12 protein-coding genes and 1 pseudogene are annotated in these 13,985 nt (G+C 59.9%); 6 read left to right on the top strand and 7 right to left on the bottom strand.

Annotated elements, in window-relative coordinates; genetic code table 11:
- The first annotated feature begins 410 nt into the window (after window positions 1-410).
- The 3 genes from EJ071_RS15585 (at window position 411) to EJ071_RS15570 (ending at window position 2,934) form a co-directional block, all read left to right on the top strand.
- Window positions 411-1,103 carry a hypothetical protein gene (locus EJ071_RS15585; RefSeq protein ID WP_126098637.1) on the top strand — a complete coding sequence of 231 codons (693 nt, stop codon included), beginning with the start codon at window positions 411-413 and terminating at the stop codon, window positions 1,101-1,103.
- A gap of 420 nt (window positions 1,104-1,523) precedes the next feature.
- On the top strand, window positions 1,524-1,976 hold the full coding sequence (locus EJ071_RS15580) for a MucR family transcriptional regulator (RefSeq protein WP_126098636.1): 453 nt from the start codon (window positions 1,524-1,526) through the stop codon (window positions 1,974-1,976).
- A 670-nt stretch (window positions 1,977-2,646) separates the two neighbouring features.
- Window positions 2,647-2,934, top strand: a complete 288-nt coding sequence (locus EJ071_RS15570) for a hypothetical protein (protein WP_126098634.1) — start codon at window positions 2,647-2,649, stop codon at window positions 2,932-2,934.
- A 124-nt stretch (window positions 2,935-3,058) separates the two neighbouring features.
- Here EJ071_RS15570 and EJ071_RS15565 read toward each other — a convergent pair whose 3' ends face one another.
- From EJ071_RS15565 to ehuB, 6 genes are all read right to left on the bottom strand, one after another.
- Window positions 3,059-4,243: a pyridoxal-phosphate dependent enzyme gene (locus tag EJ071_RS15565; RefSeq protein ID WP_189521489.1), complete on the bottom strand. Its 1,185-nt coding sequence runs from the start codon at window positions 4,241-4,243 to the stop codon at window positions 3,059-3,061.
- Window positions 4,215-5,273: a succinylglutamate desuccinylase/aspartoacylase family protein gene (locus tag EJ071_RS15560; protein ID WP_245460257.1), complete on the bottom strand. Its 1,059-nt coding sequence runs from the start codon at window positions 5,271-5,273 to the stop codon at window positions 4,215-4,217. The genes EJ071_RS15565 and EJ071_RS15560 overlap by 29 nt, the downstream gene beginning before the upstream one ends.
- Entirely contained in the window at window positions 5,270-6,067 is a 798-nt protein-coding gene (locus EJ071_RS15555) for an amino acid ABC transporter ATP-binding protein (protein ID WP_126098632.1), read from the bottom strand. The genes EJ071_RS15560 and EJ071_RS15555 overlap by 4 nt, the downstream gene beginning before the upstream one ends.
- 17 nt (window positions 6,068-6,084) lie before the next feature.
- On the bottom strand, window positions 6,085-6,672 hold the full coding sequence (locus EJ071_RS15550; protein WP_348628145.1) for an amino acid ABC transporter permease: 588 nt from the start codon (window positions 6,670-6,672) through the stop codon (window positions 6,085-6,087).
- 61 nt (window positions 6,673-6,733) lie between these two features.
- Window positions 6,734-7,339, bottom strand: a complete 606-nt coding sequence (locus EJ071_RS15545; RefSeq protein ID WP_245460256.1) for an amino acid ABC transporter permease — start codon at window positions 7,337-7,339, stop codon at window positions 6,734-6,736.
- A gap of 137 nt (window positions 7,340-7,476) precedes the next feature.
- Entirely contained in the window at window positions 7,477-8,295 is an 819-nt protein-coding gene (gene ehuB, locus EJ071_RS15540; RefSeq protein WP_245460336.1) for an ectoine/hydroxyectoine ABC transporter substrate-binding protein EhuB, read from the bottom strand.
- A 270-nt stretch (window positions 8,296-8,565) separates the two neighbouring features.
- Between ehuB and EJ071_RS15535 the strand changes: the two genes are divergently transcribed.
- The 3 genes from EJ071_RS15535 to EJ071_RS15525 all read left to right on the top strand — a co-directional run bounded on the left by EJ071_RS15535 (window position 8,566) and on the right by EJ071_RS15525 (window position 11,340).
- On the top strand, window positions 8,566-9,234 hold the full coding sequence (locus EJ071_RS15535) for a GntR family transcriptional regulator (RefSeq protein ID WP_210211922.1): 669 nt from the start codon (window positions 8,566-8,568) through the stop codon (window positions 9,232-9,234).
- 57 nt (window positions 9,235-9,291) lie between these two features.
- Window positions 9,292-10,461 (top strand): M24 family metallopeptidase, encoded by a 1,170-nt coding sequence (locus EJ071_RS15530; RefSeq protein WP_126098627.1) that lies wholly within the window; start codon window positions 9,292-9,294, stop codon window positions 10,459-10,461.
- A 228-nt stretch (window positions 10,462-10,689) separates the two neighbouring features.
- Window positions 10,690-11,340 (top strand): response regulator transcription factor, encoded by a 651-nt coding sequence (locus tag EJ071_RS15525; protein ID WP_189521488.1) that lies wholly within the window; start codon window positions 10,690-10,692, stop codon window positions 11,338-11,340.
- Window positions 11,341-11,575: 235 nt separating this feature from the next.
- Here EJ071_RS15525 and EJ071_RS15520 read toward each other — a convergent pair.
- Window positions 11,576-13,967, bottom strand: a pseudogene (locus tag EJ071_RS15520) (transketolase).
- Between the last annotated feature and the right edge of the window lie 18 nt (window positions 13,968-13,985).

Genomic DNA, 13,985 nt, shown 5'->3' with positions numbered 1-13,985 from the left:
GAAAGTTCCATTGCAATCGAAATTTGTTTCAGGCGGCCAGCCTTGGGATCGGAAGCTACGCTCCGCCTGTGCCGGCGCCGGAGAATGTGACTATGAGCGGGGCATCTCGGCGACTATCCGAAGCGCCGCTCGCGGCGGGTGTTCATGATCACGCGAAGCCTAGCTTACTGCTTCCGGCCTCGCCGCGAACTTTGTCGATTGAGCGGATCGTCCGTCAGCAAGGAGCCCTTGATGAAACATCCGAGATCGATGGCAAAAGTGGCCGTCCCATCCGATCCATTTGTCGCGATCGCGAAACACGATCGGTGAAGCATACCGCCGTCCGACGGCATTCGCCTTTTCCTCTCTTGACTCGCTGGCCAAGGCGCAGACACACTAAATTTGCCGCATGGTTCAAGGGGAGGACCGTCGTGGAAAACAACACAGAATCTGACCGACAACTGGCGCTGCGCCTTTCGGCTTGGTTGCTCTTAGTGGGGCAAATTCTCTACGTCATCGTTACGCTGTTCCATGCCGGCGGGGATGCCAACAACCACCCAGTCATCTTCCAGGGTTACGCCGCCAGCGGCACATGGACTATGGTGCATGTAGCCCAGTTCGCTTGCACTGCCATTTTGCTGGCGGGCCTATTGACCCTGTTCTTTGGCCTTGACGTTCAAGGTGAAACTGCCAAGTGGACCGGGCGATTTGGCGCAGCTTTGACCGTTGTGAGCCTTTCACTGTACGCAGTGGTGCTGGCGGTCGACGGTGTCGCGCTCAAGCAAGCCGTGAACGCTTGGGTGAACGCTCCCGAGGCCGAGAAGGCGGCGCGCTTTGCAACAGCAGAGGCGGTACGTTGGCTGGAGTGGGGAACGAGAAGCTACGAGGCCTTTGCGTTGGGCCTGGCGTTGGTCCTCTTGGCTGTCACAGTAGCCTTAGCGGCGAAGATCCCGCGGCCGATCGCCTACCTGATGGCGCTCTCAGGTCTCGCTTACTGGCTGCAAGGCTGGACCGCCGGGTCTGAAGGCTTTTCGTCAACGCACATAATCGGCATCGAGGCGGCCGAGGTCCTAAATGTGATTTGGGCCGGATGGCTGCTCGTCGCATCCTGGAGGCGTCATTGATTCCGCCGCGTTCAAACACCGCGCAGGTAAGACGCCAGCGATGTTTTGACGGAGCCAATTAGTCTGCACGTCCGCCAAGGCGCCGTCGACATCTCAAGAAACTGATACACCCGCAGGCCGAATTCGCGAGACAGCAAACCCTAGAAAATCGCACGCCTTTGCCGCTGGAGAATCCCAAGAAAGCCAAGCGGCGCGTGGCTCTGGTGCTGGCCGCACAACGGGCAAAAGCCGGATATACATAAAGCCAAACTATCTCTCGAATGGATCAAACAGCAGCCACTAATACATGACAACGACGGATCGGTATTTTCCTGCTCTCCGTTGGATAGCAGACCACCGAGCATTGGCGGGTCGTCGAAGGTGCATTACAATCAGCAGCGCAGGGGTGGGGCTTAAATTGCGATTCTAGGAGGGAATACCTTGACTGAACAAAATGAGACTCAAAACGTCGATCTTATCGGTCTGACGGCAGATATCGTCTCAGCTTACGTCGCTAAGAACGCTCTCCCCGTAACCGAATTGCCCGGACTTATTGCTTCTATTCATTCGTCACTATCGGCAACGACCACCCAAAAGGCGGCCGAAAAGCCAAATCAGGAGCCCGCAGTCATTCCGAAGAGGTCTGTGTTTCCTGACTACATAATCTGTCTTGAAGACGGGAAGAAATTTAAATCTCTAAAGCGCCATCTAGGCGTGAACTACGGTCTGACGCCCAATGAATATCGCGAGAAATGGGGATTGAAGCCGGAGTATCCGATGGTGGCGCCGAACTATGCGGCTCGACGATCGGCATTGGCAAAGTCCAGTGGGCTCGGCCGCAAGCGCGCGGCAAAACCGGCGAAAAGCACCGCCAAAAAGCGTTCGTCACGATGAAAGCGGAGCCTTGCCCGTTTTTGCACGGGCTGCGAGGGGGCCACAGGTGACAGCCGACGCGCGAGTTTGTGATACGGGGCGGGGCGGAGTGTATCATTTTAATACAATCTTCAATTTGTAGACTCCTGCGATGCACCGGCAGCTACTGTCTCCGTCCAGACGCGAGGAGAAAAAAGCCCGGAGACCGGGAGGAAAACGATGTCCGTCCAAAAAGAAGACTATCGAACGAACAGAGCCGACTATTTGATCGCCGCTACGAAAGGCTTGCCGGCCGTTGATGTGGGCCGTGATGAGATACTGGAAAGAAGAAAGAAATCTCTGTGGCTAAGAGACCCGCGAACGGCCAGATTGGCCGCAAATCCGTGTGATAGCTTGCCGGAGCCAAGAGCCAAACCGCGAGGCAACTAACGGCTCTGGGGCTTCCGGCGACATCCTGCCCTTGGCTACTCCGGCTTCGTCCTTATGGATGCGTGCCGATCATTTCGGCAGAGATCTATATTTGTCGTCAGCCGGTGCCGTGTTTCGTTTCCGAGCCCCCGCCGGTTAGGCCCGGTGGCACGCCACCAAACCCCATGGCCACCGGGCCGCTCCCGTATCGGAGCCACGGACCGTTCGGCAATGCCTTCCACGGAGCGAAAATGCCCGCACCTGCGGCCCGGCCCCGTTCTCGATGGCCCATCGCGATGTCAGACGCCTGCTCGAAGGCTCCGGCTACAGCCAAATTTCCTTGGACCGCATCGATGCCGATATATTTGTCGGCCACGACCTCGACCAGGCCATCGAATTCCAGCTCGCTCTCGGACCGGCCGGCGAGGTCTACAGGGAGGCGGGGGACGAAGCCGTCGAGGTAGCCCGCGCGAATACCGAAGCGCTCAAGGCCGAACTGGCGCCGTGCTCGACGTCCGACAGTGTCGGGTGCTCCGGCTCGCGGCAGGTAACCGCAAGGCGGGACCGCTGATTAAAACAACGTCTCGGTTGGTCAGTCCATGATTCCGACCCACAGGTTGAAATCTGATACCTTCGTTGTGAAATCGGAAGCTGCCATTGCGTTTCGGTTCAAGACTCGTCGTCGCAGCGGCGGATCAGCTTACTGTAGCTATGGCCTCCGTATAGGTGTGAGATTCGGATAGCCCACTGGACGTTCCGACGAGAACAACAACAGCATCGGCTGAAATCGCGCCTTCGCCGACCAGCTTCCTTGCACCGGTCAGCGCAGCTGCGCTCGACAGTTCCAGATAGAGGCCGCAACGCGCCAACTGATCCTGATCTTCATGCACCTCGATGTCGTGTGTGACGACTGCCTTGCCGCCGCAGGACGCGATCGCGTCTATCGCCTGGTAAGTCACTGTCGACCCGCCGATCGAGACGAGTGTTGTACGGCCCGGGAATGTGCCACGATAATCTTCCCCGGCAAGCACCTTCGACAGGCGGGCGAACGGCTCCACGGCATGAACCCTTGGTGGGTCGACGAGAAAGCCTGCCCGCCGCAAATCGCAATAGCCGCGCGCAATCGCCCACAGCAGATCGGCCCTGGCGGTTGGAACCACGATGTCGGTGCAACGCCCCCCAAGATCGCGAAAGATCTCGAGTGCAATCGACCTCAAACCATCCACTCCGAACGGATTGCTGCCGACGGCTGGCAAAATGAAGTTTGTGGCCGGGTACCATTGTCCTGTCTTTACGCGGCCGACCATCGCCTGCCAGCGCCGTTCGGGCGTTTCGGCCGCCATCAGCGTCGCCCCATGCACTTCGATCGCGCGGCGCAAGTTGGGATTCATGTCCGGCGTCGTGACGACAACGCAGGCCAACCCGACATGAGCTGCATAGGCGGCAAGCGACGCGCCGGCGTTGCCGCTCGAGGCTGCCGCCACCGTGGTCGCGCCCGCATCCAGAGCTCTTTGGACAACAAATCGGCTCATGCGGTCCTTGTGCGATCCTGTCGGATTGGCGCCCTCGTTCTTCACGAAAAGATCTTGAACGCCCATTTCCCTGGCCAGTCCGTCCATCCGAACGAGTGGGGTATCGCCTTCGCCGAGCGTGGGATGGTCCGGATAGATTTGCCAGTCCGCGAGGCGATCCAGGGATTTGGGCAATTCAGCATATTCGATGGCGAGGCTGGCAGGCACGCCACGGTCGTGACAAGCCGGGCAGCCTTGATGGTAGTCTCCAAGCGCGAAGACCGTCCCGCAGCGCACGCAGCGCAGGCCGAACGCCAGCGGATTGAGCGCTCGTGAGGGCCTAAGCATGGAGAGCCTGAGAATGGTCAAGTCTAGGGCCGACATCCGCCATCAGCTTGAAGAGGCAGTCGCCGCGCTGTGTCAGCGACGGCACTCTGCGGCACGCCACGATCCCCGAGGATCCGAAATATAGCGTTTGCGGTTCGCGCGTCGGATCGTCGGGAAAATGGATGCGGGCAGCCAGCTGCCCTTTGGTGACTTCGTCACCAACCTTGGCGGCAGGTTCGAAGATACCCCTTTCGCGCGCATAGACGAATGCGTCGTGGCCGTTGACCGTCATCAGACGCGTTGGCGGGGCAGGTTCGACGGAAATGCCGCGCAAAATGCCGAGATCGCTGAGAACCCGGCGCAGGCCCGACAGGGCTAGCTTCAGTCCGTTTTGCGATAGGGTCGCCCCTCCCCCCAATTCCGTCGTGAGCGCCAGCGCCCCGCGCGCCTCCGCCGCGGCCGCGAGCGTGGTGAGACCGCCGCCGCCGGTCCCGTCGCTTATGAAGCTTATCGGCGCACCGAATAGTTTCAGCAGCCCAAGCAAGCGTTGATGCTCCTGTGCGGTACGCCCAGGGCGCACCAGCGCGCTCGCGATATAGTCGAGCGAGCGTCCGCCCGAATGAAGGTCGACGACAAGGTCAGCCATTGGGATCAGAACTTCGCTGACATAGTGGGCGATCATCTGGGTCGGCGTTCCAAGCGCGGCGCCCGGAAAGACGCGGTTGAGGTTGCCTTCGTCGAGTGGCGACACCCGCCGGCCGGCCTCCACCGCCGGATAGTTGAGAGCCGGGATGATGATGAGCCGCCCCGAAACCTCATGTGCTTGCGTTGCTCGGGCAAGACTGGAGAGTGCCACTTGCCCCTCATATTCATCGCCGTGGTTTCCCGCGATCAGCAATGCAGTGGGTCCCGAGCCGTTCTTGATGCACACCAGCGGAATCGGGATCCAGCCATAGGCCGACAGGTCGGTCGAATGCGGCAGTCGAAGGCAATCCGACTGCTTTCCCTCTGCAGCATAGTTGATTGGCGTCCATATCCGGGTTTTTGCAGACATGGCGGATTGTTTGTTCATCGCAGCACTTTCTCCAGGAAGCGGCGCGTGCGCTCGTGTCGCGGAGCCGTGAAGAAAATCGAGGGTGGAGAGATTTCGACCACCCTGCCCTCGTCCATCAAGACGACGTCGTCGGCTACCGCTCGCGCAAAGCCGGTCTCATGGGTGACGCAAATCATGGTCATCCCGCCTTTGGCCAGGTCGATCATCACATCCAAGACTTCCTTGACCATTTCGGGATCGAGCGCGGACGTCGGCTCGTCGAAAAGCATGACCCGCGGGTCGAGGCACAAGGCCCGCGCGATCGCCAACCGCTGCTGCTGGCCCCCGGAAAGCTGGGGCGGATACTTGTGCGCCTGCTCGGGTATCCTTACCCGCTCCAGATGGCGCATCGCGATGTCGGTAGCCTCCACCGCCGGCCTCTTCAGGACACGCCTTAGTGCCAGGATGCAATTCGCAAGCGCAGTCAGATGCGGGAAGAGGTTGAATTGCTGGAACACCATCCCGACCTCTGGACGGCCGTCTGCAGGGCGACCCGGGGTGCTCGTAGCCTCTTTGCCGCGGATCCGGATCGTTCCACGTTGATAGGTCTCGAGCCTGTTGATGCATCGCACGAGTGTCGACTTGCCCGAGCCGGACGGACCACAGATCACGACGCGCCTGCCAACTGGCATCGTAAGGCTGACATCCTTCAGCGCGTGAAAGGCGCCGTACCATTTGTTGAGACCAACAATCTCGATCGCGGTTGCCGCATCGCTCGCAACGACGTCGCTTCGATGCCAATTCGTGTCTGACAGGGAAATGGCATGCGCCATCGGTTCGCTTTCTCCGTTTAACGTTGAGAAGGCTGGGCGAGCTTGCGCTCAAGCAGTCGCACCAGCTTTGCCGCCACCAGCGCCAATGCCAGCAAGATAATTCCAGCGACAGCCAGCGGCTCGGCGTAGCGGTAGGTCTCGGACGCGACGTCGAATGCGCGTCCGAGCATTTCTGGCACCGCGATAGTGGCGAGATAAGGCGTGGCCTTGAGGATGGAGATGAAGTAGTTGCCCGCTGGCGCAGCTATGTTGCGGATCATCTGCGGGGCCAGCACCAAGGCGATCGTGTCCGCGCGCGAGAGGCCCAGAGCCTTCGCGGCCTCCGACTGACCCCTTGGAATTGCATCGATTCCTGCCTTGAACACCTCGGCGAGATAGCCGCTGAAGTAAATGCTGAGGCCAAGCACGCCAACGAGCATCGCCGGCAGCACGACGTTGAAGTGGGGAAGCACGAAATAGAGGAAGTAGAGCCAGGCCAGCGCCGGCGTGGAGCGGATGAAATCGATCACGAAGCGCAACGCATATCCTGGCACCGATCCCAAGCGTCGCGCGATCTCGAAGACGAAGCCGAGAGCGCAGGCGCCGATGCAGCTGAGCACCGTCACTTCGACGGTCGTTCCGATCACGCCGGCAATTGTCGGGACGGTCGAGAGGGCAAAGACAGGATCAAAATTCACCGGACAGGCTCCTTGCCGCGCCCGTCCGCAACTGCAGCCAGCGGCCGAATATCGTGATCGGGTAGCAGACCACGAAATAGGCAAGCAGAAGCGCCGTGTAGATCCCGAGGGGATTGTATTCGACCTCGGCCAGCTCCTTGGCCTGGAATGTCATGTCCGACAGGGTGATCAGCGAAACAAGGGCCGTGCCTTTGATCAGCTGAATGAGTTGGTTGACAAAAGTCGGTGCCATGGCCATCAGCGCCTGCGGGAGCTCGATCAGCAGCAGGGTGTGGTGACGCGCCAGACCGAGGGCCGACGCGGCCTCCCTTTGGCCTTTGTCGAGCGCCTCCAAGCCACCCCTCACCGCTTGGCTGCCGTACCCTCCCGCATTGAGCCCCAGAACCATGGCGCCCACCGTCGTTGCCGGCAGATGGATGCCGAAGCCCGGCAATGCGTAATAGAAGACGAAAAGCAGAATGATCACGGCCGAGCTGCGCCAGAACTCAATGATCAAGGTTATGGCGAAATGCGCAGCGCCCTTGGTCAAATACTGCGCGACGCCGAATGCCAAAGCGAACGGCACTGCAAACAAAAGCCCGAATGCCGTCACCATGGCGGTAACCTTGAGCCCGCCAAGAATGCCAAGAAAGATGTCAAGGAATGTCACGTTCTGAAGCCCAAAAGGTCGCACGACCGTTTGACCACCGGTCGTCCCATGAACAGTTCTGGCCTGCGCGCGGCGACGAGGAATCAGTTGCCGTTGCAGAGCTGATCGCTTTTGAGGTCTGGTGCTGTTTCTTCGTCGCTGAACCCGTACTTCGCCATGATCTTGGCCACGGTGCCGTCCGACTTTAGCGCCCGAAGCTGTGCATTGTACAAATCACGAAGGTCGCTGTCGTCCGTGCGGAATGCGATCGCTGAGTAGCCGAAACGATCTTGCCCGCCAGCACCCTGAAAGGGCGTCACGCGCTCCAGGCCGCTGATGTTCGCGTCGGAGAGGATACGGGCCACCGTCGGCGCTGAGAATGCCGCCACATCGATCCTGCCTGAGAGCAATGCCGACACGTTCGACTGGATGTCGGGAAACAGCTGCGTGCGATCCTGTGGAACTCCGGCGGCGGAGGCGTTCTTTGCGGTGGTGCTGCCTCGGCCGACGCCGAACCTGACGTTCTCACGCGCCGCTATGTCGGCATAGCTATGCACCTTCTTGGGATTTCCCTTCATCACGAGCGCCGCATCGGCGAGCTTGAGGTCCGGGTCGCTGAACGCGACGAGCTTGCAGCGTTCTGGAGAGATATAAAGACCGGCAGCGATCGCGTCGAAGCGGTTGGCGTTTAGCGCTGGTATCAAGGCGCCGAATTCCGCAATTACCATGTTGACCTTTGATACCCCCAATCGGGCGAAAGCGGCCCTGACGAGATCCGGGTGAAAGCCGATTGGCTCGCCATCCTTGCCGCGAAAGCCCCATGGGGCGCCATTCGAAATTCCGATCACGATAGTGCCTTCTCGCAGGACCCGTTCTCGCGTGGTTTCGGCGCGGCCGGCCGCTGCGACTGTCAAAACCGCCACGAACGCCAGAACCGCTGTTCGGCTACAAACGCGCGCTCTGCTCCGCATCGATTTCTCCTCCTGTGACGTTTGTCGTGGCCTATAAGGTAGACCAAGTATAACAGGTATGTCAAATTTTTGTTAAGTTCATATTCCGGTTTTGTGAAATGCGGCCCAGGGATGGACAATCCGGGTTCGGTCATGTAGGTATCCCTAGTATACCAGAAGTTGAGCGGGTCAATGGTTGGACAAAGCGCGAATGCACTTCACGAGACAGTGAGGCAGGAAATCATGCGCAGAGTGAACACGGGGGAGTACGCAGCCGGCCAAGCTTTGCCCTCCGCTGCCGCTTTGGCCGAAGAGTTTGGTGTAAGCTCAATCACCATAAAGCGCGCGTTGCGCGACCTGCAGCCGGCTGGCGTTCTACGCTCGGTGCCGGGGCTCGGTACATTCGTTCGCGAGCAGCGGCGGTTCATTCGTGATCTCGACTATTCCTTGACCTCGCACGCGGACGCGTTGCGTCTTGGTCTAAAACCCTCGATCCGGCTCCAGTCGTTCACCCAGGAGAAGATTGCCGATCCCGCGTTCGAGGTGCTCGATCCCCCAGCTGGTTTCATGCTTTGTGTGCGCAAGGTTATTTCGGCCGACGACATTGCGGTCATGTATGACACCTCCTACTTGCCCCGCTCGATCGATGACGAGGTCATCAATGATTTCGGGGACAAATTCATCGGTGACGCACTGCGTGAGCGCGGAACGCAATTTACCAAGACAAAGCTCCTCATCGACGCCGCGCCGGCGTCCGAGCAGGCGCAGCAGATTTTTTCCATTCCCAACGGTTATCCAGTGTTGCGGCGCCTTTATCGCCTCAGCACAGCCGACAGCTCGTTTTCGATCTTCGGTGTAACGGAATCTCCCTTTGACAGGTTGGCATGCACGGTTGAGCTCGAGGCGAGCTAGGCCGACGCGCCAACACTGCGGAACGGCAACAAGCGCCGCGACCATCCAGGAGGAACCATGCTTCCAGCCCCGCCGTCACCGGACGTCCCCCAGGACGAACTCTGCCGGCGCCTCGCCGCCGTCCGGCGTGAAATGAGTGCGCAAGATGCGCAATTCCTGGTTCTTACCGATCAGAAGAATGTCGAATATTTCACCGACTATCGCACGTTGTCCTGGGGGTATCACTCTCGGCCGCTGTTCTTGCTCATAGACCACAAAGACATCACAGCCGTCGCCAACCGGATCGAATCGCGCAATCTCGAATCGCGATCGCGCGATTTTTCCATTTCCTACTACGACGGCTACCTGGCTGAGGGGGCACGCGCGATCGTTCAACTGCTTTGGCTCCGCGACCCGGCCGCGAAGGCAAAGACGGCAATCGACTACGGCCAGGATATGCATGGCCGCGGCTCCCTGGAGCTCGTAGACGGCATACGCTCCCGTGGCGGGCAATCACAGCTCGGCCCCGCGACCAATCTGCTGTGGCGCACCCGTATGATCAAATCGCCTTTCGAGGCGGAGCTGAAACGCGTCTCGTTTGCGATCGTCAACGCCGCGTTCGACGACGCTGTCGCTGATGCCAGGCTTGGCATCACCGAGGTCGAGCTCTGCCGCCGGATCCAGTCCCGGATATTCGAATACGGCGCTGAGCGTGCCGACCCCATCGCCATGACGTTTTGTCGAGGACAGTTCAATTACGCGCGGCCGCCCGCGATGCGGCCGCTGGAAGTTGGCGAATATGCCTGGACGGATTTTCGGTCCACCTATGGCGGATACCCGGCGGACAGAAACCGGATCGCCCGTGGCGGCGAGCCCGAGTCCTGGGAGATCGAAGCCTACACAAACACCCGCGCGCTGACGATCGCGCTAGCCGAAGGCGTGAAGGCTGGAATGACGTGCGGGGACCTGTTCGGGGATTTCGAGCGGCTCTGGCGCGATGCAGGCCTGCCACCGGCATATGGACTTGTCTCGCGCATCGGACATGGCGGTGGCCTGGACGTGACGGAGCCGCCGTCTATTTCAAAAGACAATCCCGAGGTCATAACATCCGGAATGATACTCCATCTCGAGCCCAAGTTGGAGAAAGACGGGGCGGTCTTTCAGTTTGAAGAGGTAATTTATGTCGGTGACAAGGGAATCGAATTCTTGAGTGATCTGTCTCCAGAGCAAATCCCGGTGATAAACTAGCCGGGACCGTGGCATTTTGTAAGCTTTGGCGTTCGTAATTTAACCTGACACTTTCTTGCATTGTCGGACAATGTTTGTTCAGAGGCGTTTTTCCAGCGGCGGCGGGCAAGCGGCGAGAACAGCAAACGGGCGAGGATTATGAATTGTGCGATATTACCCAGCGAGGCCACGACAGCGGCGTTGAAGCCTCTTGTTGCAATATGCTCCCAGGACGTCGAATTTTACCTTATGCTGAGCCATATTCTGGAGGTGGACGGCTTCTCCAGCACACTGGCCAGCACCGATGACGAAACGCTTGAGCTGGCAGAGGCGACCACCGTCCAGGCATGGATTTTGGATTGCCGTGCCGCCAACCAGATGGCGGTCACCTGCGGACGGCTGAGGCAGGATCCGCGGACCGAGAGCCTGCCGGTCATCGCGCTCATAGCACCCGACGCGCAAAACCAGCACATCGGTCTGCTGAAGGCAGGGATCGACGAGTGTTTCGTAAGGCCAACGGCGCCGGCGAAACTGCTGATCTACCTACGCTCACGGTTGGGAAATCCGGTTCGCTCCGAGGCCGGTCTGTCACTCAGCTACGGCGGAATTGAAATGCAGATCGATACCCATCACGTGCGATGCAAGGGCGAGGAAATTCTTCTCGGGCCGATCGAATTCAAACTCCTGCGCTACATGCTCGAGAATCCGGAAAAAGTGATCAGCCGCGAAGAGCTGATCAAAATCGCCTGGCCGCGCAACGTCTTTGTCGGGCCGCGAACGGTGGACGTTCATATCAGCCGACTGCGACGATGCTTCAGGCAGTTCCTGCACGCTGACGTGATCCGCACTGTTCGACTTGGTGGCTACGCCCTGGAAGACCAATCACTCGCAAGAAGCTAAAGCGCGTCGCGCTGAAGCGACGCGCTTTTAAGCTTTTGTTTTGATGCATGTCGTTGTCCCAGAACCGCTGCACACTTCTCGGCGACATGCATTAGGCCGCAAATCCTGCCTTGCCGCCAACCCTTTCGCTCGTGACCAGTCGCCACGCGCTTCGAGCTCGTTCAGTCCGCCATCCAAGCGCGGGCCGATGAAGACCGCCAACCGGCCGGCCTTCATCGGCGAGCGCCCGCAACAATCAGTGCGCCTGCAAATATCGGATTGGTTTGCCAACGCTTATCACCTGCGCTGCCGCTATGATCCCTTGAGCGTCGATGCCGTAGTGTCGGTAGAGATCCGCAATGGTGCCGGTTTGCCCAAAGCGCTCGACCCCCAAGGCTCGAGTCCGGTGGCCATGGACACCGCCGAGCCACGAAAGCGTTGCTGGATGGCCGTCGACCAGCGTCACCAGCGGGCAAGTCCCTGGCACGGCCGCCAGCAACCGTTCGACGTGGCTGCGAGCGTGGCTTAGGCCTCGCTCACGGCCTCGCTGCGCCGCAGTCCAGCCCGCGTGCAGGCGATCGGCCGAAGTCACGGCCAACAGCCCGACGTCGCGACGATCTTCTGCCATGAGCCCGACCGCTTCGATCGCCTCGGGTGCGAGCGCTCCCGTATAGGCAATGACGAGCTGAGCGTTCGGGCCAGGAGGACGAAGCCAGTAGGCGCCGTTGACGATGTCCCCAGCCAGCCGGTCGTCGATGTCGCGCCTCGGCTGCTCGATCGTGCGCGTCGACAGCCGAAGGTAGACTGCTCCGCCGGCTGCATCGGTTAACCAGCTGACTTCATCTGGCTCCTTGGCCCCGTCACGCTGAATGTACTCGAAGGCAAAGCGCATAATGATCGCCAGCTCGTCGACAAAGGCCGGCTCAAAGCTTGCCAGGCCATCTTGCGCCATGCCGATGAGCGGCGTTGCTATCGACTGATGTGCGCCACCCTCCGGGGCAAGCGTTACTCCCGACGGCGTCGCGGCAAGGATAAAGCGTGCGTCCTGGTAGCATGCGTAGTTCAACGCATCGAGCCCGCGCTCGATAAACGGGTCATAGAGTGTCCCAACCGGCAGTAGGCGTTCGCCGAATATCGAATGCGAGAGACCAAGGGCAGAAAGCATGATGAAAAGATTCATCTCGGCGATGCCAAGTTCGAGATGTTGTCCCTTGGGCGAGAAGTCCCAGTTGAAGGTCGAAGGGATGCGCTCGCTACGGAAGAGGTCCGCGACTTCCTGGCGCGCAAACAACCCCCGGCGGTTTACCCAGGGACCGAGGTTCGTGGACAGGGTCACGTCAGGTGATGTGGTGGCGACGCGCTTTGCGAAGTCATCGTCGAGCTTGCCGATGCCGTGCATGATGAGGCCAAAGCCCTGTTGCGTCGACATGGAGCCCTGCGCGGTGAACTCGAGCCGGGGTGGCACGGGCACGGTCGGCGCGCGGTAGCGGCGCCGACCCTTCGATACGAAGGGGACTGTCTCGAGAAAAGCCTCGATCTCCCCTCCCCTCAGCCCCAGCCCTTCGAATGGCTCCCACTCGTGGCCCGCACGCACCGCCATTCTCTCACGCAGGATTTCGACCTGCGCTGGCGTCATCAGGCCGGCATGGTTGTCCTTGTGGCCCGCAAGCGGCAGCCCAAAGCCCTTGATTGTATAGGCGATGAAGCAGACCGGCCTGTCATGCTGGCGAGCCGCCTCGAAGGCCTCGAGAAGGCTCGGCAGGTCGTGGCCGCCGAGGTTGGTCATCAGCTGTGCCAATTCGTCATCGGATCTGTTGTTGATGAGCCGCGAGAAAGGTCCCTGATCGCCTAGGTCGTCAAGCAGGCGCTTGCGCCAGGTAGCGCCTCCTTGGAATGTCAGTGCCGAATAGAGTTGGTTGGGACATCGATCGATCCAGTCGCGCAGTCGCTCGCCGGCGGGCTCGGTGAAGGCTTCCTGCAGCAGCGAGCCGTATTTGAGGAAGGATGGCGACTTCCCATCCGAAGTTGCGAAACATTGTCTCGAAGCGCTCCCACAGTCCCTCGCGAACCACAGCATCGAGGCTCTGGCGATTGTAGTCGACCACCCACCATGTGTTGCGCAGCCCGTGCTTCCAGCCCTCCAGAAGCGCCTCGAAGATGTTTCCTTCATCGAGCTCAGCGTCGCCAATCAGCGCCACCATGCGGCCCTCCGGCTGGTCCTTTGCCAGTTCCTTGGCTCGCAGGTAGTCCTGTACAAGTGAGGAAAAGAGCGTGTGCGCAACGCCAAGTCCGACGGACCCGGTGGAGAAGTCCACGTCGTCGACATCTTTGGTGCGGGAGGGGTAGGACTGCGCGCCGCCGTAAGCCCGAAAAGCTTCGATCTGCTCGCGTGTTTGGTTGCCAAGAATATACTGGATGGCGTGGAAGATCGGGCTGGCATGAGGCTTGACCGCCACGCGGTCGGCGGGCCTGAGGACCGCGAAGTACAGTGCAGTCATGATCGTGGCCAGGGAGGCTGACGAGGCCTGATGACCGCCGATTTTCAGGCCGTCCTCACTCGACCGCAGATGGTTGGCGTTATGGATCATCCAGGTGGACAGCCAAAGCACCTTTTTTTCGATCTCCCGCAGATGCGACGGCTTGTTCATCGATACCTCCATCTCCAT

The organism is Mesorhizobium sp. M1B.F.Ca.ET.045.04.1.1 (assembly GCF_003952465.1).
GTDB lineage: Bacteria > Pseudomonadota > Alphaproteobacteria > Rhizobiales > Rhizobiaceae > Mesorhizobium > Mesorhizobium shonense.
This window is presented reverse-complemented; position numbering and strand designations above follow the sequence as displayed.